This window comes from Pseudomonas sp. PGPPP1 (assembly GCF_002255865.1).
GTDB classification, from domain to species: Bacteria; Pseudomonadota; Gammaproteobacteria; order Pseudomonadales; family Pseudomonadaceae; genus Aquipseudomonas; species Aquipseudomonas cremoris.
This window is the reverse complement of the sequence record NZ_NKIG01000006.1, coordinates 25,550-49,641: the sequence shown is the minus strand read 5'-3', so window position 1 is coordinate 49,641 and position 24,092 is coordinate 25,550. Positions and strand designations below refer to the sequence as shown.

19 protein-coding genes and 1 pseudogene are annotated in these 24,092 nt (G+C 61.3%); 6 read left to right on the top strand and 14 right to left on the bottom strand.

The window, feature by feature from the left end; translation table 11 throughout:
* Positions 1-2: 2 nt before the first annotated feature.
* The 4 genes from CFE47_RS09845 to xylA all read right to left on the bottom strand — a co-directional run bounded on the left by CFE47_RS09845 (position 3) and on the right by xylA (position 5,103).
* Complete coding sequence (locus CFE47_RS09845) at positions 3-1,139, bottom strand: sugar ABC transporter permease (protein ID WP_286836568.1); 1,137 nt, start codon at positions 1,137-1,139, stop codon at positions 3-5.
* Positions 1,140-2,687, bottom strand: coding sequence for a D-xylose ABC transporter ATP-binding protein (gene xylG / locus CFE47_RS09840; protein ID WP_286836566.1), 1,548 nt, complete (start codon positions 2,685-2,687; stop codon positions 1,140-1,142).
* Positions 2,688-2,692: 5 nt separating this feature from the next.
* Entirely contained in the window at positions 2,693-3,685 is a 993-nt protein-coding gene (gene xylF, locus CFE47_RS09835) for a D-xylose ABC transporter substrate-binding protein (protein ID WP_185710209.1), read from the bottom strand.
* A 101-nt stretch (positions 3,686-3,786) separates the two neighbouring features.
* Positions 3,787-5,103 (bottom strand): xylose isomerase, encoded by a 1,317-nt coding sequence (gene xylA / locus CFE47_RS09830; protein ID WP_286836563.1) that lies wholly within the window; start codon positions 5,101-5,103, stop codon positions 3,787-3,789.
* A 138-nt stretch (positions 5,104-5,241) separates the two neighbouring features.
* Between xylA and CFE47_RS09825 the strand changes: the two genes are divergently transcribed.
* Positions 5,242-6,414 carry a XylR family transcriptional regulator gene (locus tag CFE47_RS09825; protein WP_286836561.1) on the top strand — a complete coding sequence of 391 codons (1,173 nt, stop codon included), beginning with the start codon at positions 5,242-5,244 and terminating at the stop codon, positions 6,412-6,414.
* A gap of 88 nt (positions 6,415-6,502) precedes the next feature.
* A complete protein-coding gene (locus tag CFE47_RS09820; RefSeq protein ID WP_093513751.1) occupies positions 6,503-7,480 on the top strand; it encodes a sugar-binding transcriptional regulator in 978 nt (325 codons plus the stop codon).
* A 568-nt stretch (positions 7,481-8,048) separates the two neighbouring features.
* Here the strand turns inward: CFE47_RS09820 and dhaL are convergent.
* The 5 genes from dhaL to CFE47_RS09795 are packed head-to-tail and all read right to left on the bottom strand — an operon-like array spanning position 8,049 to position 12,972.
* Positions 8,049-8,696, bottom strand: a complete 648-nt coding sequence (gene dhaL / locus CFE47_RS09815; protein ID WP_286836558.1) for a dihydroxyacetone kinase subunit DhaL — start codon at positions 8,694-8,696, stop codon at positions 8,049-8,051.
* Between the two features lie 3 nt (positions 8,697-8,699).
* Positions 8,700-9,701: a dihydroxyacetone kinase subunit DhaK gene (locus CFE47_RS09810; protein ID WP_185710213.1), complete on the bottom strand. Its 1,002-nt coding sequence runs from the start codon at positions 9,699-9,701 to the stop codon at positions 8,700-8,702.
* Between the two features lie 36 nt (positions 9,702-9,737).
* Positions 9,738-10,496, bottom strand: coding sequence for an SDR family oxidoreductase (locus CFE47_RS09805; protein ID WP_286836555.1), 759 nt, complete (start codon positions 10,494-10,496; stop codon positions 9,738-9,740).
* 14 nt (positions 10,497-10,510) lie between these two features.
* Entirely contained in the window at positions 10,511-11,488 is a 978-nt protein-coding gene (locus tag CFE47_RS09800; protein ID WP_248487728.1) for an ABC transporter permease, read from the bottom strand.
* Complete coding sequence (locus CFE47_RS09795; protein WP_185710216.1) at positions 11,485-12,972, bottom strand: sugar ABC transporter ATP-binding protein; 1,488 nt, start codon at positions 12,970-12,972, stop codon at positions 11,485-11,487. The genes CFE47_RS09800 and CFE47_RS09795 overlap by 4 nt, the downstream gene beginning before the upstream one ends.
* A gap of 251 nt (positions 12,973-13,223) precedes the next feature.
* On the opposite strand from CFE47_RS09795, the gene rpiB reads away from it, so the two are divergent.
* Positions 13,224-13,709, top strand: coding sequence for a ribose 5-phosphate isomerase B (rpiB, locus tag CFE47_RS09790; protein WP_286836552.1), 486 nt, complete (start codon positions 13,224-13,226; stop codon positions 13,707-13,709).
* Between the two features lie 6 nt (positions 13,710-13,715).
* Here rpiB and CFE47_RS09785 read toward each other — a convergent pair whose 3' ends face one another.
* The 3 genes from CFE47_RS09785 to CFE47_RS09775 all read right to left on the bottom strand — a co-directional run bounded on the left by CFE47_RS09785 (position 13,716) and on the right by CFE47_RS09775 (position 18,791).
* Complete coding sequence (locus CFE47_RS09785; RefSeq protein ID WP_286836549.1) at positions 13,716-14,981, bottom strand: carbohydrate porin; 1,266 nt, start codon at positions 14,979-14,981, stop codon at positions 13,716-13,718.
* Positions 14,982-15,033: 52 nt separating this feature from the next.
* Entirely contained in the window at positions 15,034-17,442 is a 2,409-nt protein-coding gene (locus CFE47_RS09780; protein ID WP_286836547.1) for a glucose/quinate/shikimate family membrane-bound PQQ-dependent dehydrogenase, read from the bottom strand.
* Positions 17,443-17,747: 305 nt separating this feature from the next.
* Positions 17,748-18,791: an LLM class flavin-dependent oxidoreductase gene (locus CFE47_RS09775; RefSeq protein ID WP_286836545.1), complete on the bottom strand. Its 1,044-nt coding sequence runs from the start codon at positions 18,789-18,791 to the stop codon at positions 17,748-17,750.
* Positions 18,792-18,979: 188 nt separating this feature from the next.
* Here CFE47_RS09775 and CFE47_RS31745 point away from each other — a divergent pair.
* Together CFE47_RS31745 and CFE47_RS31740 are read left to right on the top strand one after the other, a co-directional pair.
* A pseudogene (locus tag CFE47_RS31745) lies at positions 18,980-20,008 on the top strand (cache domain-containing protein); the annotation flags it as partial.
* 138 nt (positions 20,009-20,146) lie between these two features.
* The gene (locus CFE47_RS31740) at positions 20,147-20,914 is read left to right on the top strand and encodes a methyl-accepting chemotaxis protein (RefSeq protein ID WP_502695464.1); all 768 of its coding nucleotides are present in this window, start codon (positions 20,147-20,149) and stop codon (positions 20,912-20,914) included.
* A 157-nt stretch (positions 20,915-21,071) separates the two neighbouring features.
* Here CFE47_RS31740 and CFE47_RS09765 read toward each other — a convergent pair whose 3' ends face one another.
* Complete coding sequence (locus tag CFE47_RS09765; protein WP_185710222.1) at positions 21,072-21,557, bottom strand: flavin reductase family protein; 486 nt, start codon at positions 21,555-21,557, stop codon at positions 21,072-21,074.
* Positions 21,558-21,879: 322 nt separating this feature from the next.
* Here CFE47_RS09765 and CFE47_RS09760 point away from each other — a divergent pair, with 322 nt between their 5' ends.
* On the top strand, positions 21,880-23,286 hold the full coding sequence (locus CFE47_RS09760; RefSeq protein ID WP_185710223.1) for a purine-cytosine permease family protein: 1,407 nt from the start codon (positions 21,880-21,882) through the stop codon (positions 23,284-23,286).
* A gap of 1 nt (position 23,287) precedes the next feature.
* Here the strand turns inward: CFE47_RS09760 and CFE47_RS09755 are convergent, their stop codons facing one another.
* Positions 23,288-23,893: a helix-turn-helix domain-containing protein gene (locus CFE47_RS09755; protein ID WP_446677026.1), complete on the bottom strand. Its 606-nt coding sequence runs from the start codon at positions 23,891-23,893 to the stop codon at positions 23,288-23,290.
* Positions 23,894-24,092 lie beyond the last annotated feature (199 nt).

The window sequence follows — 24,092 nt, the reverse complement described above, 5'->3', positions numbered from 1 at the left end:
CCTTAGCGTCTGCCGGTGCGCGTACTCACATCCACCCACACCGCCAACACCAGAATGCTGCCCTTGACGATCATCTGCCAGTAGCTGTCCACGTCCAGCATTGACATCCCATTGTCCAGACTGGTGATCACCAGCGCCCCAAGCAACGCCCCATACACCGTGCCCGAGCCGCCGCGCATGGACGTGCCACCGATAAAACACGCAGCGATGGCATCCAGTTCACCCATGTTCCCCGCCGATGGCGACCCCGCCGCAAGCCGTGCCGTGTTGACCAAGCCGGCGAGGGCACACATCACGCCCATGATGCCGAAGATCCACAACTTCACCGCCTGCACGTTGATGCCCGACAGCCGCGTGGCTTCCATATTGCTGCCCACTGCATACACGCGACGGCCGAACACGGTCTGGCTGGTGACGTAGCTGAATACGCCGAGCAGCACCAATAACAACAGCACCGGCACGGGAATGCCGTCATAGCTGTTGAGGGTGGTGACGAACCCGGCCAACACCGCACCGATCACCGCAACACGCACCAGATCACGTACCAGCGAGTGCGCCGCCAACCCATGCAGTGCGCGATTGCGCCGCTGTTTCCAGGTTAAAAAAAGCGTCAACGCAAACAACAAAACGCCGAGCCCGATACCCACCGAATGCGGCAAATACCCCTGGCCCACATACACCAGCGATGGCGACACCGGCGCAATGGTTGTTCCCCCGGTAATCCCCAGCAGAATCCCGCGAAACGCGAGCATCCCGCCCAAACCGACGATAAAAGAAGGGATGCGCAAGTAGGCCGTCATATACCCATTGGCCAACCCAATCATCAGCCCACACAACGCCACCAGACTTACGTTGGCCAGCAAGGGGATGTGATAAACCACGTCCAGAATCGCTGCCAACCCACCCAATAATCCCAGCAGCGAGCCCACCGACAAGTCGATCTCACCGCTGATAATCACCAGCACCATGCCGCACGCCAGAATCCCGGTGATCGACATCTGCCGCAGCAAGTTGGACAAGTTGCGTGGGGTGAGGAACCCGCCCTCGGTCTGCCAACTGAAAAACACCCAGATCACCGCCACGGCGATGACCAGGGCGAGCATTTTGTAGCGGGTAAACAGCTGTTTCACTTGATTCATCTACGCGGTCTTCCGATCGTTTTTTTTGTGTTGGCTGAGCGCGGCGGCGAGCACCTGTTCTTGGGTAAGCCCTTGGTTGATGAAGTCGCCGCGCAGCTGGCCTTCGCCGATCACCAGCACGCGGTCGGACACCCCGAGCACTTCGGCCAGTTCCGACGAGACCATGATGATCGCCACGCCTTCGGCCGCGAGTAGGCCCATCAGCTTGTAGATCTCATACTTGGCGCCCACGTCTACGCCGCGTGTGGGTTCATCGAGAATCAGCACGCGTGGCTTGGCCATGAGCATTTTGGCCAATACGGCCTTTTGCTGATTGCCCCCGGATAGGCTGGTGATCGGCAAGAACGGGCTTGAGGTTTTCAGGTGCATGCGGGCGATCTGCTGGTCAATGCTGCCCAGTTCGGCCTCGGCGTCGATGCGGGTCAGGTTGGCGTAGGTGTCGAGTACGGCCAGGGTGATGTTCTGGCCCACGCCGAAGTCGGGGATGATGCCTTGACGCTTGCGGTCTTCGGGCACCATGCACAGCCCGGCGCAGATGGATTTGAGCGGGGTGCGCGTGTCGATCACCTGGCCGTCCAGCCACACCTCGGCGCTGTAGCGGCCGGGGTAGGCACCGAACAGTGCCGACACCAGTTCCGTACGCCCAGCGCCCACCAGCCCGGCGATGCCGAGGATCTCCCCGCGCTTGAGCGAAAACGAAATATCGTCCACGCGCTTGCGCTTGGGATTGTCGACGTCAAAGCAGGTGACGTTGCGCGCCTCGAAAATCACTTCGCCTACGGCGTGGGGTTCGGTGGGGTAGAGGTTACTCATCTCGCGCCCGACCATTTGCGTAATGATCTTTGCAATGTCCATGTCGGCCATGGCCGTGGTCGCGATGTGCTTGCCGTCGCGGATCACCGCGATGGTGTCGCACACCGCCGCCACTTCATCGAGCTTGTGGGAAATGTATACGCAGGCCACGCCCTTGGCTTTCAGGCCTCGGATGATGTCCAGCAACACTTCGATTTCCGAGCGGGTCAGGGCCGAGGAGGGTTCGTCGAGAATCAACAGGCGCGCCTGTTTGTTGAGGGCCTTGGCGATTTCCACCAGTTGCTGGTAACCGCCGCCGTATTGCGACACCGGCAGCGCCACGTTCATGTCCGGCACCTTGAGCTCGCGCATCAAGGCTTCGGCGCGGTGGAGCATCGCCGGGTAGTTCATGCGCCCACCCGGCAGGGTCAGCTCGTGGCCCATGAAGATGTTTTCGGCCACCGACAGATCGGGCACCAGGGTCAGTTCCTGATGGATGATCACGATACCGGCGGCCTCGGTTTCGCTGATGGACTGGGCCTTGAGGGGCTGGCCGTCCCACAGAATCTCGCCCTCCCAGGTGCCGTGGGGATAGACCGCCGACAGCACCTTCATCAAAGTGGATTTACCCGCACCGTTCTCACCGCACAGGCCGACGCATTCCCCCGGCCGCACCTGGAGATCGATGCCGTTGAGGGCTTTGACACCGCCAAAGGTTTTGACGATGCCGTTCATTTGCAGCAGATAGTCGGCCATGGCGGTCACTGCCCGGCGATCTGCTCTTTGGTATAGAACCCGTCCTTCTCCAACAGGTCGATATTGGCCTTGGTCAGCGGGGTCGGGGTGAGCAGGATGGTGTCGACCTTTTTGCTGCCGTTGTCGTATTGGGAGCTGTAGGCCGGTTTCTCGTTGCGCGCCAGTTGCACCGAGAGCTTGGCCGCTTCGGTGGCGATCAGCTTGAGCGGCTTGTACACGGTCATGGTCTGGGTGCCGTCGATCACACGCTTGACGGCCGCCAGGTCGGCGTCTTGCCCGGAGATTGGCACCTTGCCCGCCAGTTTCTGCGCGGCCAGCGCCTGGATCGCGCCGCCGGCGGTAGCGTCGTTGGAGGCGACGATGGCGTCGATCTTGTTGTCGTTTCGAGTGAGCGCATTCTCGACGATGCTCAGGGCTTCGGTGGGGTTCCATTCCTTGACCCACTGCTGGCCCACCACCTTGATATCGCCCTTGTCGATGGCCGGTTGCAGCACCTTCATCTGGCCTTCGCGCAGCACCTTGGCATTGTTGTCGGTGGGCGCGCCGCCGAGCAGGAAGTAATTGCCCTTGGGCGCCGCTTGCAGCACGCCGTTGGCCTGCATCTCGCCGACTTTCTCGTTATCGAAGGAGATGTAGGCGTCAATGTCTGCGTTGAGGATCAGGCGGTCATAAGACACCACCTTGATCCCGGCCTTCTTGGCTTCGGCCACGGCATTGGTGAGTACAGTGGCGTTGAACGGCACGATGACGATCACGTCGACGCCCCGGGAGATCAGGTTTTCGATTTGGGAAATCTGCTTTTGCTCGTTGGCATCGGCTGACTGCACAAAGACCTTGGCGTCGAGTTTTTCAGCGGCGGCGACGAAGTAGTCACGGTCGCGGGACCAGCGTTCCAGGCGCAGGTCGTCGATGGAGAAACCGATTTTCGGGTGGGCCGAGTCGGCCATCACCGGCAGGGCGAGCAGGGCCAGGGCAGTGGCGATAAGCGTGCGTTTCATGGTTATGCGTCCTTTTATTGTTGTTGGAAAGACACAGCGTGATGCCGGTGGAACTGTAGAGCGTCGTTTTGACGCCCGTGCACAGATTTGTCGCGCAATTGTCACCGGTAGATAAACCGATTCACGATGCCTTCAAGCATCTCCTGGCGACCGCTGACGGCTTGGGGATTCAACTCATGGGCAAATGCATGCTCGGCCAGCGACTCCAGGCTGAATTCACCTGCCAGTACCGCCTGGCCCAGCGGCTGCTGCCAACCGGCGTAACGCTGGTCCTTGAACTGCTGCAACCGATCGTTCTGCACCATCGCCGCGGCGCGTTCCAATGCCAGGGCCAGTACGTCCATTGCCTCTACGTGGCCGTGGAACAGGTCCACTTCGTCCAGGCTCTGGCGACGCACCTTGGAGTCAAAGTTATAGCCGCCATTTTTAAACCCGCCAGCCTTGAGGATTTCATAGGTGGCCAGGGTCATCTCCTCGACGCTGTTGGGGAACTGGTCGGTGTCCCAGCCGTTCTGCGGGTCGCCCCGGTTGGCGTCGATGCTGCCGAAGATTCCCAGGGACACGGCGGTGGCAATCTCATGATGAAAACTGTGCCCGGCCAGGGTCGCGTGGTTGGCCTCGATATTCACCTTGATCTCCTGCTCAAGGCCGTATTCATGCAGGAAGCCGAACACCGTGGCGCTGTCGTAATCGTATTGGTGCTTGGTGGGTTCCTGGGGCTTGGGCTCGATCAGCAGGTCGCCCGCAAAACCGATCTTGTGTTTGTGCTCCACCACCATGCGCATAAAGCGCCCCAGTTGTTCGCGCTCGCGCTTGAGGTCGGTGTTGAGCAGGGTTTCATAGCCCTCACGACCACCCCACAGCACATAGTTCGAACCCTTGAGCCGCAGCGTCGCATTCATCGCACTGAACACCTGCGCGGCCGCCACGGCAAACACTTCCGGGTCGGGGTTACTGGCAGCACCTGCCGCAAAGCGCGGGTTGCTGAAGCAATTGGCGGTGCCCCACAGCAGCTTGATGCCGGTTTGTTCCTGGTGGCGCTCCAGATGGTCGACCATCCGCGCAAAGTGGTTGCGGTACTCCTTGAGCGAACTGCCTTCGGGGGCGACGTCCGTGTCGTGAAAGCTGTAGTAGTCGATGCCCAACTTGGAGAAAAACTCGAACGCTGCCTCTGCCTTGCCGATGGCCACCTCCATGGGGTCGCCACTGCGCTGCCAAGGCCGTTTGAAGGTGCCCACCCCAAACATATCCGCCCCCGGCCACACAAAGGTGTGCCAGTAGCAGGCTGCCATGCGCAGGTGCTCGCGCATGGGTTTGCCGAGGATGAGTTTGTTGGCGTCGTAATGGCGAAAGGCTAGGGGGGAATCGCTGCTGGGGCCTTCGAAGCGAACCTTCTCGACACCGGGGAAGTACGGCATGGCGCTTTCCTTATTGTTCTTGGCGGTGTCTGGATACTAGCAACGGGGTTGGGCCGAAAATTATGAAAATCACCAAGGGGTGGTGCGATTTTGAGTGAGGGGGTCTAGTCTGTGGCGACCGGCCCCAGGACAAAAACAATGAAAACCCTACCGCCCGTGCACCGCATTGCCTTGCTGTTCAATGGCAGCAAGATCTACGACCGCGGCATCATCGCCGGCATCGGCAATTACCTGAGCAGCACGCGTGCGTCCTGGGACTTGTTCCTTGAAGAAGATTTTTTGTGCCGTCTCAAGGGCATCGAGCGCTGGCAGGGCGACGGCATTATTGCCGACTTCGACGACCCACTGATCGGCGAAGCGTTGGCCGGGAGCAAGGTGCCGGTGGTGGCGGTGGGTGGCTCGTATGCCGATGCGCGGGCGTATCCGAAGGGCATTCCCTACGTGGCCACCGATAACCACGCGCTGATCAAGATGGCCTATGAGCATTTGATCGAGGCCGGGCTGACCCGTTTTGCCTGTTTCAGCCTGCCCGAAGCCCAGGCCAATCGTTGGGCCCAGGAGCGGGAAAAAGCCTTTCGCAGCCTGATGCAACGCGATGGTTTGCCGGTAGCGGTCTATCGCGGCCTGGGCACCAGCGCGCCGCTATGGGACAGCGCGGTGGAGCAGCAGATCGCCTGGCTGCAAAGCCTGCCCAAGCCCATTGGTATCATCGCGGTCACCGACGCCCGTGCCCGGCAGTTGCTGCAAGCCTGTCTCACGGCGGGGATTGCAGTACCGGAAGAAGTGGCGCTGATCGGTATCGACAACGACCCGCTGACCCGCACCCTGACGCGGGTACCGCTGAGTTCAGTGATCCAGGGCACCGAAACCATGGGCCGCACCGCCGCCGCGCTGTTGCACCAGATGCTGCACGGCAAGCCTTGCACGGGTGAGCAGATCCTGGTGCCGCCGGATGCGATCAATGTGCAGGCGTCCAGCTTGCATCAACCGTTGGGCAACCCTTACGTGATGCAGGCGCTGCTGTTTATCCGCCAATACGCTTGCCAGGGTATCAAGACCGCCCAAGTGGCGGCCTATGTGGGCGTGTCGCGCTCATCGTTGGAGTCACACTTTCGCAAGGAGCGCGGTTGCAGCGTGCACGACGAGATCCTGCGCTTCAAACTCGCCAGCGCCGCCAAGGGCCTGGAGGGCAACCGCCTGGCAATTGCCGATATTGCCCAGCAGTGTGGCTTCACCTCCGCGCAGTACCTGCACACGGTGTTCCGTCGGGAGTTCGGCTGTACGCCACGGCAATACCAGCAAGGCCGCTAGAAACTTTGCAGGCCAGGCCCATTCGCCGCTGGACTTGCACCGCACAGACTAGGGAGAATGGTTTTTTGTGGCGTAAATGGAAGCTCCCATGACCGACAGTGCCCAGCGTGCCGCCAGCGACATCGACCTGATGACCGAAGTGGCCATGCTTTATTACCTCGACAACATCACGCAGGAAGCCATTGCCAAGCGCTTCGACCTGTCACGGGTCAAGGTCAGCCGGTTGCTCAAGCGCGCCCGTGATGAAGGGGTGGTGGAGGTGCGCGTGTTGCAGCATCCGGCCTTGAACACTGAGCTGGAGCAGGCGCTGGTGGAGCGCTTCCAACTGGACCGGGCGTTGATCGCAGTCGACCATGGCGACCCCGACACCCAGCGCTCGGCCGTCGCCAGCCTGGTGGCCAACTACCTGAACAAGACCCTCAGTGATGGGATGATCGTCGCCGTGGGCATGGGCCGCAATGTCGGCGCGGTGGCTGAGAATGTGTTCCTGCCGGTGACGCGCAACTGCACCTTCGTGTGTGCAATTGGCGGTTCGCTTAAGGCCGGTGAATACATGAACCCCGACCATATCTGCCGACGCCTGGCCCTGCGTTTCGGCGCCGAAAGCGAAACCCTCTACGCCCCGGCCCTGGTGGCCAACCCGGAACTGCGCAGTGTGTTGATCAACAACGACACTGTGCGCTCGACCCTCGACCGTGCGCGCCGCGCCGATATCGCCTTGATCGGCATCGGTGACATGAGCGAGAACAGCAACATGGTGCGCATGGGCTGGTTCTCGCCCCAGGAAATCGCCCAGGCCCGGGTGTCTGGCACGGTGGGCGACATGATGGGTTATGACTTTATCGACATCCACGGCCAGCCGGCGGTCAACGCTATGCAGGGCAGGGTGATCGGCCTGACGGTGCAGGAGCTGGTGCGCATTCCCGATGTGGTAGCGATTGCCAGCGAGAACACCAAGGCGGCGGCCACCCTCGGCGCGTTGCGCTCCGGGGTGATCAACACCCTGGCGACAACCGTGTCGAATGCCTACACGATCCTCGCCCTGGACGATGCGACGCGGCGGTAGCTCTGGATATCTCTACCCGGCCAGGCGCAGAGCTAAATGTGGGAGCTGGCTTGCCTGCGAAGGCGGTGGGTCAGCTAGCATTTTTACCGCCTGACACTCAGCCTTCGCGAGCAAGCCCGCTCCCACAGGGGATTGGCGGTGTGCTCAGTTTTCCGGCCAGGCACAAATTCAAATGTGGGAGCTGGCTTGCCTGCGAAAGCGGTGGGTCAGCTAGCATTTTTACCGCCTGACACTCAGCCTTCGCGGGCAAGCCCGCTCCCACAGGGGATTGGCGGTGTATTCAGTTTTCCGGCCAGGCGCAGAGCTAAATGTGGGAGCTGGCTTGCCTGCGAAAGCGGTGGGTCAGCCAGCATTTTTACCGACTGATCCGCCGCCTTCGCGGGCAAGCCCGCTCCCACAGGGGATTGGCGGTGTGCTCAGTTTTCCGGCCAGGCACAAATTCAAATGTGGGAGCTGGCTTGCCTGCGAAAGCGGTGGGTCAGCTAGCATTTTTACCGCCTGACACCCAGCCTTCGCGAGCAAGCCCGCTCCCACAGGGGGGCGGCGGTGTGCTCGAATTCCTGCGCCGTCAGGCCACCAGGCGTGCTTCGACCGATTCGGCGAGGTCTGTGAGGATCAGGCAGCACGACACCGCGCCGGCATCCAGCACACCAAGGGAGCGTTCCCCCAGGCGACTGGCGCGTCCAATCTTGGCCACCAGATCTCGGGTGGAATCACGGCCCTGGGACGCTGCGCTTTTCATCTGGTTCAGGGCCTCACGGAATGACGCACCGCTGGCCTCAGCGCGTTCAAACGCCTCCACCGCCGGGATCAACGTGTCCATCAGGCACTTGTCGCCCACCCCCGCATCACTGATGTCCTGCAGCGAAGTCAGGCCGCCGCGCAGCAGCTTGGCGAAGGTCGCCGCATCGATGCTGTCGTGTCCACGCACTTCATCCGCCATGCCGATAAACAGGCTGCCGTAGAGTGGGCCCATGGAGCCACCGATGCCTTCCATCAGCGCCAGGGTCAGTTCGTCCAGCGCCTCGGCCAGGGACAGCTCGCGACCTTCCAGCGTCTTGCCGCAGCGGGAGAAACCTTTGGCCATGTTGATGCCGTGGTCGCCGTCGCCGATGGCGCCGTCCACTTCACTGAGGTATTCGCGGTTGGCGACGATGATCGACACCAGGTTGGTGACGATGGCGCTGCCGGTGTTGCTGGGGAAGTGCTCGCTCATGCTTCACTCCGACTGTGTCATGCCGATGGAGCGGCAAGGTTGGTCGATCAGGTTGCTCAGCTCCGCATCGAGGCCGAGCAGGGTCAAGGTCACGCCCATCATTTCCAGGGACGTGAAGTAGTTGCCCACGTAGCAACGGTGAATGCGCAGGCCCTTGGCGCGCAGTTGGCGCTCGACCTCGGCGTAGAAAATATACAGCTCCATCACCGGCGTCGCGCCCAGGCCCGAGACCAGCACCACCACGCTTTGGTCCTGGGTAAAGTCACGGTCGGCCAGGATCGGCGCCAGCATGCGCTCGGCCATCGCCGCAGCGGATTCCACCGGCACCACTTCGATGCCCGGCTCGCCGTGGTGACCGATACCGAGTTCCATCACGCCATCGGCGATCTGGAAGTTGGGCTTGCCCACCGCCGGGATGGTGCAGGGCGTAAGGCCCACGCCGATAGAGCGGCAGTGGTCCACGGCTTTTTGCGCCACACGGATCACGCCGTCGAGGTCGTAGCCCTGGGCGGCTGCGGCACCGCCGATTTTCCACATGAAGATCTCACCGGCCACGCCGCGCCGCTTGGCGATATCGGCCGGTGGGGCGGAAGCGACGTCGTCGTTGGCGACCACGGTGCGGATGGTCATGTCTTTGCTGGCGGCCATTTTCATCGCCAGCTTCACGTTCATGTTGTCGCCGGCGTAGTTGCCGTACAGGCACGCCACGCCCGCGCCCTGGTCGGCGGCGCGGAACGCATCGAAGAAACTTTTGGCGGTGGGCGAGGAGAAGATCTCGCCCACCGCCACGGCATCCACCAGCCCAGGGCCGACATAGCCGAGAAACGCCGGCTCATGGCCCGAGCCGCCACCCGTGACGATGCCGACTTGGCCCTTTGGCGAGGTGTTGCGCTTGCGAATGACCCGTGGATTGCTCTCGTACTGCACCAGTTCCGGGTGCGCCAGGAGGATGCCGGCAAGCATGTCCTCGACCACCAGGTCCGGATCGTTGATGACTCGATTCATAGGGTGTTTCCTTGTTCTTATTCGTCTGGAATCGGTTTACTGAATGCTGTAGCCGCCGTCGATCACCACGTTTTCGCCGGTGATCATCTTGGCTGCGTCGCTGACCAGGTACAGCACCAGGCCGGCGATTTCTTCCGGTTGGGCGAAACGGCCCACCGGGATCTGCAACTTGGCCCGTTCCCCCAGCTCACCCGCCCAGGCCTTCTTGCCCAGGGCGGTCTCGACGATGGTCGGCGACACGGCGTTGACGTTGATACCATGGGGCGCCCATTCCATCGCCAAGACCTTGGTCATGCCGACCACCGCCGCCTTGCTGGCGCAGTACGCAACGTGGCGGTCCAGGCCGATCACGGCGGCTTGGGAGGCAAGGTTGACGATGCGTCCGCCGCCGCCTTCGATCATATGCCGGGCGCAGGCCTGGGCCACGAAGAAGCTGGCCTTGAGGTTGATATCCAGGGTGGTGTCCCAGGCGTTTTCGCTGACTTCCAAGGCCTTGTCCAGCAGGGCGACGCCGGCGCTGTTGACCAGGTAATCAATACGCCCGAGCTTGGCGGCAGCCTCATCAACCGCAGCCTGTACCGACTCCAGCTGGCGCAAGTCAGCCACCAGCCCCACGTGACCGCTGCCAAGGCTGGCAGCCACTTCGACCACCGCCGGGTCGCGATCCAGCAAAGCTACCCGAGCGCCACGTTCCACCAACAAATTGGCACAGGCCAGGCCGATACCGGCGGCGCCTCCGGTGATCACGGCGCAACGGCCGGTGAGGTCGAACGCCTGGTTCCAGAAATTGGACATTGCACACACTCCACTTAGCGTTTTTTCTTGCGCCAGACGTCGATCAGCACCGCAAGCACGATGATCAACCCCTTGGCCACTTGTTGGTAATACGAAGACACCCCGAGCAGGTTCAAGCCGTTGTTGATCACGCCGATCAGCAGTGCGCCAAACAACGTGCCGACAATGCTGCCGGTGCCGCCCGACAGGCTGGTGCCGCCGATCACCACGGCGGCAATCGCGTCCAGCTCATACGACACGCCCGCCTGGGGCAGCGCCGAGGTGGTGCGCGCCGCCAGCACCACGCCGGCCAACCCCGCCAACAGCCCGGAAATCACATACACCGAAAACGTCACCTTGCGCACGCCGATACCAGAGGTGCGTGCGCTCTTTTCATTGCCACCCACCGCGTACACGTAGCGCCCGTAGGTGGTGTAGCGCAGCACCATCCAAAAGATCAGCGCGACCACCGCAAAGATAATGATCGGCACGCCAATGGGGCCAAGCTTGCCGATGCCCAGGGCCAGGAAGCTGTCCGGCAGGTCGGTAACCGGGCTGCCGTCGTTGAGGATAAAGGTCATGCCCCGCGCCACGCTGAGCATGCCGAGGGTGGCCACGAACGGCGGGATGCTCAGGTTGGCGACCATAAAGCCGTTGACCACGCCGAGCATGGCCCCGGCAAACATCCCGGCGCTGACGGCCGCCAGCAGGCCATAGCCCTGGGTGGCGACCAAGGCGCTGCACAAGCCGGCGAAGGCCAGGATCGAGCCCACCGACAGGTCGATGCCCTTGGTCAGGATCACGTAGGTCATGCCTACGGCGAGGATGCCGTTGATAGAGGTCTGGCGCAGGATGTCCATCCAGTTGCGCCAGGTCATGAAGTATTCGCTGGAAAACGCCATCACCAGGCACAGCAGGATAAACACCAGCGGCAGGCCGAAACGGTCGAGGGACAGGCGCAGGCGGTTGCGCGGCGGGGCGGTGACGGGGGCGGCAAGGACTTTACTGTTCATGAGGCAAGACTCAACAAGGCTTCCTGGGAAAGGGCGGTGTCGGTGCTGACGGTCACCAGGCGACCGCCCTTGAACACGGCGATTCGATCACTCAAATGCAGCAACTCCGGCGCCTCGGACGACACCACGATGGCCGCGCCCCCAGCCCGCACGAACTCGTCCAGCAGGTGATAGATCTCCTGCTTGGCGCCTTCGTCGATGCCACGGGTGGGCTCGTCGCACAGCAGGCAAATCGGCTGGGTCGACAGGCATTTGGCGAGCACCACTTTTTGCTGGTTGCCGCCGCTCATGGATTCCACCGGCAGGTCCAGGGACGAGACCTTGATCTGCAGCCGCTTGACCATGCTTTGGGCCAAGGCGTTTTCCTTGCGCGCGTTGATCACCGACCAACTCGACAGTTGCTTGTAGGCCGACAGTGCGATGTTGGCGAGGATGCTGCCACTGAGCACCAGGCCACTGTCTTTACGGTCTTCGGTGACCAGCGACATCCCCGCGCGAATCGTCGCGGCGGGCGTGCCGGTCGGCAGCGGTTGGCCTTGCAGGGTCGCGCTGCCGGCATCCGGCAGGGTCAGGCCGTACAGGCAGTTGAGGAATTCACTGCGCCCGGAGCCCATCAGCCCATAGATACCGAGAATCTCGCCCTGGCGCAGTTGCAGGCTGATGTCGTGGAACTCGCCGTCGCGGCTCAAGCCGCTGACATCCAGGCAAGTGGTGGCGGCGCATTCGCGGCCCACTTTGTGGTCGATACGTTGCAGCTCCTGGCCGACGATGCCGCGCACCAGGTGGGCGCGGTCAATGTCGGCCATGCGCCCGCTTTCCACGAAGGCACCGTCGCGGAAGATGCTGTACTCGTCGGCGATCTGCGCCAGTTCGCTGAGGCGGTGGGACACATAGATGATGCCGGCGCCACGGTCGGTGAGGCGGCGGATCGCCTTGAACAGGGTTTGTGCTTCGTGTTCGCCGATAGCCGAGGTGGGTTCATCCATGATCATCACTTGGCAGTCATGGCTGAAGGCCTTGGCGATTTCCACCAGTTGAATCTGCGCCACGCTCAAGCGGTGCATGGGGCTGGTGGCGTCCACGTCGAACTCCAGGCTTTGCAGCAGCTCGCGGGTGCGCCGGTTCAATTCCTTGGTGTCGACAATGCAGCCGACGCGACGCGGCTCGCGGCCCAGCCAGATGTTCTCGGCCACCGTCATGTAGGGAATGGGTTCCAGCTCTTGGGTGATCATCGCCACCCCGGCAGCGAGCGCTGCACTGGGACGGTCGAATTGCACGGGCTGGCCGTTGAGCAAAATGGTGCCGGCGTCACGCTGGGTGATGCCCATGAGGATACTGAGGAAGGTCGATTTGCCCGCGCCGTTGCCGCCACACAGGGCGTGTACGCTGCCGGCCCGCAGGGAGAGGCGCCCGTCGCGCAGGGCAGGAACCCCAGCATAGGCCTTGGAAACGTGTTCAGCCTGGAGCAGTAATGGCGTGGCCATCGGTGTGTCCTCTTGCTGATTTTCTTATTAGAACTATCTGATCATATGATCGGATGGTGATCATATGTTTAAACCGGCCGTGGGCATTTTGTCAATGGCCTGGCATCGGGTCTTGCCGTCCTTTCACGGTTTTAATGTGGATAACCCTTTAAATAAGCCTTGACAGCGATGTGTCCGTCATCTGCTAATGTTTGTGCATATTTTCACTAAGTGATCATTTGATCGGTATGAAAGGCGGCGGAGGAAGCGTGATGGGTGCACAAACAAGGTTTTCGGTAGCCGTCGGCTGCGATGAAGCCGGCTTCGAACTCAAGGAGTTGCTCAAGCGCTATATCGAAAGCTTGGGCTATGGGATTGAGGATTTCGGCTGCTATTCGTCCAGCCCGGTGCTGTACCCGGATATCGCGGCAGCCGTGGCGATGGCGGTGGGCGCGGGCGAGCAGCGCTTGGGCGTGCTGATTTGCGGCACCGGTATCGGCATGGCGATTTCAGCGAACAAGATCAAAGGCGTGCGGGCTGCCCAGGCTCACGACACGTATTCGGCCGAGCGTGCACGCAAAAGCAACGATGCACAGATCCTGTCCATCGGTGCACGGGTGATCGGGCCCGAGCTGGCCAAGAGCATCGTCAAGGTGTTTCTGGAGTCGGAATTCGAAGCGGAGCGTTCAGGGGCGAAAGTCGAGCGCATTACTGCGCTCGAACAGGCGAACAGGGCTTTGCCGTCGGAGGACAAGTGAGCCGGTTCAGAACACCGCTTTGACCTGCAGGCCAAGCACCAGGGCGTTGTCGATGTTGTCACCGGAAAACGCCCCTGGCTCGATGATGTATTGCACATCCGGGCGAAGGGTCAGCCATGGCGTGGCTTGATAACCGTAGCTGAGTTCGATCAGTTGTTCGGCATTGTTCAGGTTGGGATAGTCGGTGCCCGCGTTGAAGGCGGCCGCTTCCTGCACATCACGACTGCGCGGGTTGGGTACAGCGCGACCGTAGCCCAGGGCCAGGGTGTCACGTGGTCGGCCTTCGAACGGTTTGTACAGCACCACGCCTGCGCCATACCACTTGGTGAAGGGCGAGGCCGCTTCGCTGGCGGCGGAGTATTGGCCGAAGGCGTGCAGCACACGGCCAGCGGATGAGCCCGAGGCCCACACGGCCTGGTCGATCAGCAGGTAGTGGCCGCCGCGACCGCTGACGTCCTTGGTGCTGCCGATACGTTTTACGTCAGAGCTGTCGTAGTAATAGCCCAGCTTGTATTCACCCGGCAGTGGGCCTGCGTGCTTGTACACCAGTTCGATGGGCACCACAGTGCCGGTGGTGTGCTTGGGGCTGAGCTTCCAGGCGCGGCTGGAGTTGCCGTTGCTGTCCGGGTCGACGTTGAACGCGGCCACGCGCAGTTGCCAGCTTGGCGAAAAGTCATATTTGACCCGTGCGCCCAGGCGAGCGTTGGGGTAGTTGGTCCAGCCGCTGCCGCCCGACATGTTCAGCGGGTGTCCGCAGAAACCGGCGTTCATGAAGTTGCACAGAATGCCGCTGTCCAGGCCGCCGAGGTCATTGCCCATGGCCATGTAGCCGAGCTTCACATTGAGCGCCGGGGTAAACAGGGTGCGCTCGTAGCTCAGTTCGGTAAGACGGGTGTAGAGGCCACCGTAGTTTTCCTGGATCGGCAGGCGGTTACCCACCAAATCCTCGGACGCGCTGTTGCCGCGACGGTCATTGATCGTGACCTGGATGCGATCGCCATTATTGAAGCCATAGAGCTTGCCCAGGTCGAACTGCACGCCGAGCTTGAGATTCTGCGAGTAGCGCGCCGAGCGATGCAGGCCGCCGTCGGCGTTGTAGGCGGTTTCGCCGCTGTAGTCACCGGTAAAGCGAATGCCTTTTTCGTCGAGCTCGCGGCGCAGGCCGCCCCAGTCGCCGGTCAGGGTGGTGTCATCGGCTTGCACGGGCAGTGCGGCGCCCAGGGCGAGGCCCAGCAACAGGCGCCCAAGGGGTAGGTGAGAAGTGGGGGTCATGCGTATCTTCCAAACGAAAAGCGCGGTGCGGGGGCACCGCGCTAAGAGCGGGTTATGGCAATGCGTAGGCGATCACATAGTCGCCACGGTCAGTGGACTGGCGGGCGCCGCCAGCGGTGATGACCACGTACTGCTTGCCGGTTTTCGGCGACACGTAGGTCATCGGGCCGCCTTGGCTGCCGACGGGCAGGCGGGCTTTCCAGATTTCATCACCGTTGGCGCTGTTGAAGGCGCGCAGGTAGAAGTCCTGGGTGCCGGCGATGAAGATCAGGCCACCTTGAGTCGACAGGGTGCCGCCCAGGGTTGGCAGGCCGATCTTGATCGGCAAGTGCATGCGAATGCCCAGTGGGCCGGTGTCTTCAACGGTGCCCACCGGTACTTGCCAGGCGACCTTTTGGGTCTTCATGTCGATCGCGGTGAGGGTGCCGAACGGCGGCGCCTGGCACGGAATACCAGCCACCGACAGGAAGCGGTTTTTGTTCACCGCATACGGCGTGCCCTTGAGCGGTACGGCGCCCATGCCGGTGTTCAGCGCTTCGCCACCGGACGAGGCCTGGGCCTTGTTCTGCGACGGCACCATCTGGATCCACAGGCCCAAGCGCATGTCGTTGACGAAGATAAAGCCATGCACCGGGTCGGTAGAGATGCTGCCCCAGTTCATGCCGCCCAGGGAGCCTGGGAAGCTCAGGGATTTATCGGTGCCCGGCGCGGTGTACAGGCCTTCGTAGCGCATGCCCTTGAAGTCGATGCGGCACAGCAACTGGTCGAACGGCGTGGCGCCCCACATGTCCGATTCGGTCAGGGTTTGCGCGCCGATCTGCGGCATGCCCACCGATTTCGGCTGGGTAGGGGAGTACGGCTCGTTGGGGATGTTCGCGGCCTTGACCGGTACTTCTTTAACCTCGGTCAGCGGTTTACCGGTGGCGCGATCCAGCACGTAGATCTGCCCGGCCTTGGTGCCGATCACCACCGCAGGCACGGCTTTGACGGTGCCTGGCGCGGTGAAGTCGATCAGGCTTGGCTGCATCGGCAGGTCGAAGTCCCACAGGTCATTGTGGACGGTTTGGTACACCCACTTTTCAGCGCCGGTAGAGGCGTCCAGCGCCAACACCGAAGCGCCGTATTTGTGGTTGAGCTGGGTGCGTTCCACGCCGTAGATGTCGGTGGACGAGCTGCCCATCGGCAAGAACAGCGTATTCATCAGCGGGTCGTAGGACATCGGCGCCCAGCTGTTCGGGGTGCTGCGCACATAAGTGCTGCCCTCGGCCGGGGCTTTTTTGTCTTCCGGGTTGCCTGGGTCGAACGCCCAGCGCATCTGGCCGGTGATCACGTCAAAACCACGGATCACGCCGCCTGGCATGTCGGTTTGCACGTTGTCAGCGACGCGGCCGCCGACGACGACAGTGGTGCCGGCGATCAGTGGAGCAGACGACAGTTGGTAGTAGCTGTCTGGAACGTTGCCCAGGCCGGCTTTCAAATCCACTTGGCCGTGAGTGCCGAAGTCTTCGCAGAACTTGCCGGTGTCGGCGTCGACCGCGATCAGTCGGGCATCAATGGTGTTGGTCAGCAGACGACGCTGGCACTGCGCGCCGGCAGGCACGCTGGCAGCAATGATCGGCGAGCTGTTGGGCTGGGTCGGCTGGGCAATCGGCGCGGTGGCGTCGAAGTAAGCCATGCCACGGCAACGCTGCCAGACCGCCGATTTGGCGTTGACTTCGTTCTTCCACAGCTCTTTGCCGGTGTCGGCGTCGAGGGCGATCAAATTGTTGTGGGGCGTGCAGATGAACACTTTGTTGCCGATCTGCAGCGGGGTGAGCTGGTCTTCGGCGCCGTTGCCGTCGCTGATGGCCACGTCACCGGTGTGGTAGGTCCATGCCACCTTGAGTTTGTTGACGGTGTTGCGGTTGATCTGGTCCAGCGCAGCGAAGCGGCTGCCACCTTCGGTGTTGCCGTAGTGCGCCCAGTCTTTCTGTGCATCGGCTGCCGCCACCGGCGTAATGCCCGGGCCGGTGCCGTTAGAGGCTACGCTTGGGTGGGCGACAAACATATTGCCGGCGGCCACTGCCACGCCGACGGCCAATACCGCAGCTACGCCATAGGCGCCGCGTGCAGGTCGTCCGACCAGTTGTGGGTAGACCAGCGCTACCACCATGCCGATGGCCGCAAACATGAACACGCGCGAGAACAGTGGCCAGAACACCAGGCCCACATCCGCTACCGCCCAAATGGCCGTGCCCACCAGGAAGGCGGCGAACAACCAGGCGCCCGCTGGCTTGCGGCAGGCGATCAGCAGGCCGGCAATCGCCATGGCCACGCCGCCGACCAGGAAGTACCAGGAACCTCCCAGGCTGACCAGTTTGACGCCGCCAACGGCCAGCGCCACGCCGAGCAGGGCGATGATCACGCCCAGGCCCAGCAGGATGAATCTAGAGACGCCAGCGGCGCGCGATGCTCGTTTCATATCGATAAATGCTCGAAGGTGAGAGGGCAAAGACGCGATTTTAGCAAGTAAAGTAACTGGTTAGTACATTAGAGTCCTGCAATAGACTATTACAGGTGCTGAGATGATGGGCTGAGGCTAAATGTCGCGTGGCGGGCGGGGCACGCGTTTGCACAGATCTGACTGATGTACATGGGCCAAAATGTGGGAGCGGGCTTGCTCGCGAAAGCAGTGCGTCAGCCAACATCTCTGTCGGCTATGCCGCCGCTTTCGCAGGCAAGCCAGCTCCCACACAAGCCCGCCCTCACATTTGAGGTCCGCGCCGCTTAGCGAAACGCGGGCACTACCTGCTCGATAAACAGCGCCAACGACTTCTTCTTCTCGGCATGAGGCAGGCTGTTGTCGCACCAGAAGCTGAATTCATCCACCCCCAGTTCCTGGTAGTACTGAATGCGCGGGATGATCTCTGCAGCGGTGCCGATCATCGCGGTCTTGTGCAGGCTTTCCAGTTCGAACTCAGGACGACCGGCGAATTTCTCTTCCGGGCTTGGCTCGAGGAAGCCGTTGACCGGCACGGTCTTGTTACCGAACCAGGCATCGAAGGTGCGATAGAACTTCGAAATCGCCTGGGCCCCGACTTTCCAACCCTCTGGGTCGTTTTCGGCATGCACGTGGGTGTGACGCAGCACCATCAGTTGCGGGCGTGGCACGTCTGGGTTGTTGTCGAGGGCGGCCTGGAATTTGTTTTTCAGGTCCAGGACTTCTTCATCGCCCTTCATCAGCGGCGTAACCATCACGTTGCAGCCATTGGCCACCGCAAAGTTGTGGGAGTCCGGGTCGCGGGCGGCGATCCACATCGGTGGGTTGGGTTGCTGGATCGGCTTGGGCACGCTGGTGGAGGTGGGGAATTTCCAGATGTCGCCGTCGTGGGCGTAGTCGCCTTTCCACAGTGCACGCACCACCGGCACCATTTCACGCAGGGCCTGGCCGCCGCTGGACGCGGGCATGCCGCCAGCCATGCGGTCGAATTCCACTTGGTAGGCGCCACGGGCCAGTCCGACTTCCATGCGCCCGTTGCTGATCACATCGAGCAATGCACATTCGCCCGCCACCCGCAGTGGGTGCCAGAACGGCGCGATGATGGTGCCGGCGCCCAGGTGAATCGTGGTGGTCTTGGCTGCGAGGTAAGCCAGCAGCGGCATCGGGCTGGGCGAGATGGTGTATTCCATTGCGTGGTGTTCGCCAATCCAGACGGTGCTGAAACCACCGGCCTCGGCCATCAGGGTCAATTCGGTCAGGTCTTCGAACAACTGACGGTGGCTGACGCTTTCATCCCAACGTTCCATGTGTACGAACAGGGAAAACTTCATGACGCTTACCTCGGATCTATTGTGATCGGCCTGTCGACTGCGGGCCCTTAAGTACTCTCGCCACTGTGAGGCCTGTCACGGATGACAGCTGTTCGGCGGATTGATTGTTGGTATACCATAATACGAAATATCCGCAAAACTTTTCTCTCCAACGGTTACACCCTCACCTCACAAGGAAGGCGAGCCTGATGAACATAAAACAAAAATTGATCCTGGCCTTTGCGGTCATCGCCAGCTTGCCGGTGATACTGGTGGCGGTGCTGATCATCCTCAATGTGCGCCACGAGGCACGGGACAGCTTTGTCGACAGCAGCGGGCGCGAGATCCGCCAGGTCGACAATGCCATGCAGCTGTTTTTCGAAGGCATCAGCCAGAACGTTGCCTACTTGGCAGCGCACCCGCAATTGCAGGGCATCAATGGCCAGGTGAAGCGCTACCTGGCCAGCGATGCGGCGCAGGTCGCGACCGGCGAGCGCGACCAACAACTGTTCACACTGTTCGAGGGGTTGGCCAAGAGTCATTCGGCCTACACCTACTTGTCTTTAGGCACCGAAGACGGCGGTTATGTGTTCTGGCCGGGCGACCCTGCACTGGCCAGTTACGACCCGCGCACACGTCCCTGGTACAAAACCGCCATGGCACAGCCGGGCAAGACCCTGCGCACCGAAGCCTATTACTGGGCGGCCGACGATGTGGTACTGGTCAGTACCGTACAAAGTTTCAATGACCGCAGCGGCGTGGTGAATATCGACGTGTCGCTCAAGCAGCTCACTGACTTGGTCAAGCAGATCAAGCTGGGGGAGAGCGGTTACCTGATGTTGATGGAAGCCAACAACACAGTGCTGGTGGACCCGAATAACCCGTCCCACAACTTCAAGAAACTCGGCGACCTGGGCGAGGGTTATCGCCAGTTGAGCGAAGCCGGCCAGGGCCTGGTGCAGGTAGAGCTGGCGGGGGAGCGCTACATGGCGCTGGTGTGGCCGTCCAAGGCGTTGGGCTGGCGCTTTGTCGGGCTGGTGCGTGAGAGTGAAGTGATGGCCGGCGCAGCGCGACTCACGTGGTTGATCGCAGGCATTGCGCTGGTGTGCGGCTTGCTGTTTGCGGTGGCGGGCGCTTGGTTCGCCGGGTTGATCGTCAAGCCGATTCGCGGCGTGGCCAGCGGTTTGGAGGGCATTGCCCAGGGCGAAGGCGACCTGACCGCGCGCCTGGATGTGAAAGGCCGCGATGAAACCGCGCAGTTGGCTGGCTGGTTCAACCAGTTCTTGGAGGCAATCCGCACGTTGATCCAACGCATCGGCCAGGCCGCCGGACAGATCCACAGCAGCTCCGGCAGTGCCACCGAGGTGTCGGTGGAGATGGCCGAAGTTGCCGAGCGCCAGCGTGAGGCGGTGGACATGGTGTCCACGGCGTTCCATGAGATGGTTGCCACGTCCAACGAGGTGGCACGTTCCTGCAGCCAGGCAGCCGACTCCGCCGACAACGGCCAGCGTCAGGCCCATACCGGGCAGCAGCAGATCGACGCGGCGGTGAACAGCGTCGGGCGCTTGAGCGAAGAGATCGGCCACTCCGCCCAGGCCATGGAGCAATTGGAGCGCGACAGCAACGACATCCAGTCGATCCTCGGCACCATCCGTTCCATCGCCGAACAGACCAACCTGCTGGCGCTCAACGCGGCCATCGAAGCCGCGCGCGCCGGCGAGCAAGGCCGTGGGTTTGCCGTGGTGGCAGACGAAGTGCGCGCATTGGCCAAACGCACCGCAGATTCCACCGGCGAAATTGACGGACTATTAGGCAACTTGGCGCGTCGTACCCACCAGATGGGCAAGCAGATGCATGCGAGCCTGGAGGTGTCCCAGGAGACGGTGGTGTCGATCAATGAGGCGCGAGAGAGCTTCGGTCTGATCCGTGAGTCGGTGGACGTGATCCGCGACATGAACACCCAGATCGCCACGGCGGCAGAAGAGCAGCACCAGGTCGCCGAGGACATCAACCGGCATATCAGCCAGATTCACGGGGATGCGCAGTTGGTGGCGAGCCTGGCCGACTCCACGCGCCAGGATGCGCAGCAGTTGACGGCGTTGTCGCAGACGTTGAACCAACTGGTCAGCCGGTTCCGGACCTGAGGTTTACCCCCAGCACCCCTTTGAAATGCAATCAAGTGTGGGAGCGGGCTTGCTCGCGAATACAGTCTGTCAGTCACCGAATACATCGACTGAAACACCGCATTCGCGAGCAAGCCCGCTCCCACATTTTGATGTGTGTTGTCTTTGAAGGTGGCAGTCAGGCCACCACAGGCAGCGCGCCCATCTTGCCATTGCAATACACCAGCGGCCCGGCGTTCTGCGCGGGCACGATCAGGTTTTTCACCGAACCCACCATGATCGCGTGATCACCGCCTTCATATTCACGCCACAACTCGCACTCGATCACCGCCGTGGCATTCGCCAGGATCGGGTTGCCCAATGCACTCAACGTCCACTCGATGCCTTGCGCCTTGTCCTTGCCCTTGCGTGCAAACGCATAGGCTTCGTTCTGCTGCCCGCCAGACAGTACGTGGATGGCAAAGCGCTTGTTCTTGATCAGCACCGGGTACGAATCCGAGCTGTAGTTGGGGCAGAACAGCACCAGCGCCGGGTCCATGGACAACGAGCTGAATGCACTGGCGGTCAGCCCAACAATTTGCCCGTCGTCATCCAGGGTGGTGATCACGGTGACTCCGGACGGAAACGAACCCATCACTTGTTTGTAGATGGCGGCATCGATCATGGGGTGGTCCTCGGACGGTATAACGGTTTTTATGAGTTTGTAGGTCTGATGGTATACCGTAATACAATCGATGCAAGCGCTTTTTGGAGCGCCCGACAAGCGTCAACCTTTGGTCTTATAACCAATAAATACGGGGCTTTCAGCGAGAAATGGCAGTGGGCCATGTGGCACAATTGCAGATCAGATGCGTGCAAAGACTACGGATCAGTCTTGTGAAAATGTTGGAATACCATAATATGGTGTTCATCTGAGGGGTGGCCGCAGAGCTCCCCCGGTTTGGCGTCAAACAACTATAAGATCAGACAAACGCGAGTTCATTTCCATGCCCCAGATGTCACGGCAAGACCCCCTGATCGAGAATCACACGGTCGATTACGTTCCCCTCGCAGAGCGCCATGGAAAGGCCCGCGACCTGTTCACCTTATGGTTCAGCACCAACATTGCGCCGCTGCCTATCGTCACTGGCGCGATGGTGGCCCAGGTGTTTCACCTCAACCTGATGTGGGGGCTGCTGGCGATTGCCCTCGGGCACATGCTCGGCGGTATCGTGATTGCCCTCGCGTCAGCCCAGGGCCCGCGCATGGGCATTCCGCAGATGGTGCAGAGCCGGGGGCAGTTCGGGCGGTATGGCGCGCTGCTGATCGTGTTCTTCGCGGCGCTGATCTACATCGGCTTTTTCATTTCCAATATCGTGCTGGCGGGCAAGTCCATCGTCGGCATCGTGCCATCGGTGCCGGTACCGGCGAGCATCCTGATCGGCGCCCTCAGCGCCACCGCCATCGGTGTGATCGGCTACCGCTTTATCCATAGCCTGAACCGCATCGGCACCTGGGTGATGGGCGGCGCGTTGCTCGCAGGGTTCATCTACATCTTCGCCCACGATTTGCCGGCGGATTTCCTCAGCCGTGGTGGTTTCAACCTGGCGGGCTGGCTGGCTACCGTGTCCCTTGGGGTGATCTGGCAGATCAGCTTCTCGCCCTACACCAGCGACTACTCGCGCTACCTGCCGGCGGATATCGGCATCACCCGACCGTTTATTGCCACCTACCTCGGCGCCACCCTCGGCACCATTTTGTCGTTCGCCTTTGGCCTGGTGGCCGCGTTGGCCACGCCCGAAGGCACCGAAGCCATGGTCGCGGTCAAGCAGGCCACCGGCTGGTTGGGGCCGATCCTGATGGTGCTGTTCCTGCTCAATATCATCAGCCACAACGCCCTGAATCTGTACGGCGCGGTGCTGTCGATCATTACCTCGATCCAAACCTTTGCCAGCCACTGGACCCCAAGCATCAAGGTGCGCGTGGTGCTCTCGGGTGTTGTCCTGATCGGTTGCTGCCTGGTGGCGCTGGGCGCGTCGGCCAACTTCATCTCGCAATTTATCGGCCTGATCCTCGCATTGTTGCTGGTGCTGGTGCCGTGGGCGTCGATCAACCTGATCGACTTCTACATCATCAAGCGCGGCCATTACGACATCGCTTCGATCTTCCAGGCGGATGGCGGCATTTACGGGCGCTTTAACCTGCATGCCATCGTCGCGTATTTCATCGGCATCCTGGTGCAACTGCCGTTCGCCAATACGTCGCTGTACGTGGGCCCGTACGCCAACCTGGTGGAAGGCGCCGACCTGTCGTGGCTGGTGGGGTTGGTGGTGACGTGCCCGTTGTATTACTGCCTGGCGACACGCCAGAAAACGCAGGAGAGCAGGGCGGTGAAGTTGGGTTACACCGACTGAATTATTCCTTGTCAGCCCCATAGTTCATGATCGACAACAGCCGGATCGGCACCTGCACCAGCTGTTCCGGCCCATGGGGCACCTCGCCTTCAAAGGTCAGGCTGTCCCCGGCCTCCATTCGATACAGCTGATTGCCATGCCGATAGATCAGCTCTCCCTCCAGCAGGTGCAAGAACTCCGTGCCTGGATGAGAGAACGTCGGAAACTCCTCGCTCGCGTCATCCATGCTCACCATATACGCCTCGAAACTCTTCTTCGGCCCGCGCGTATGGTTGAGCAGGTGATAGGTGTGGCCCTTCTCGGTGCCCCGGCGCACCACCTCCATGCCCTGGTCGGCCTTGACCAATAAAGCACTGCCATCCTGCTGGTCATATTCACTGAACAATTTCGACAGCGGCAGTCCCAGCACATCACACAAACGGCTCAAGGTGTCGAGGCTGGTGGAGACCTGGGCGTTTTCGATCTTGCTCAGCATGCCCTGGCTGATGTCGGCGATCTTCGCCACATCGGACAGCTTGAGGTCCTGCGCCTGGCGCTGGCGTTTGATCTGCAGGCCCAGGTATTGCTCGAGCTTGAGGCGTGGAGCGGTTTCGGTGGGCATTGTCATCAGATCCTGCACGGTTTCCGTTCGGTAATATTAGTTTCGCACTGGGAAAGTGCAATCTACGGCTCTTGGCGGCCAGCCCTGGGGGAGCGTATTCCCAAGGGGAAAAGAATATTCCCATATATATCGCACAATTGCGCTCTCAGCGGCATTCGCTCGCCAATCTGGCAAGGCTATTGCATTCCTGTGATGAAACTAACTT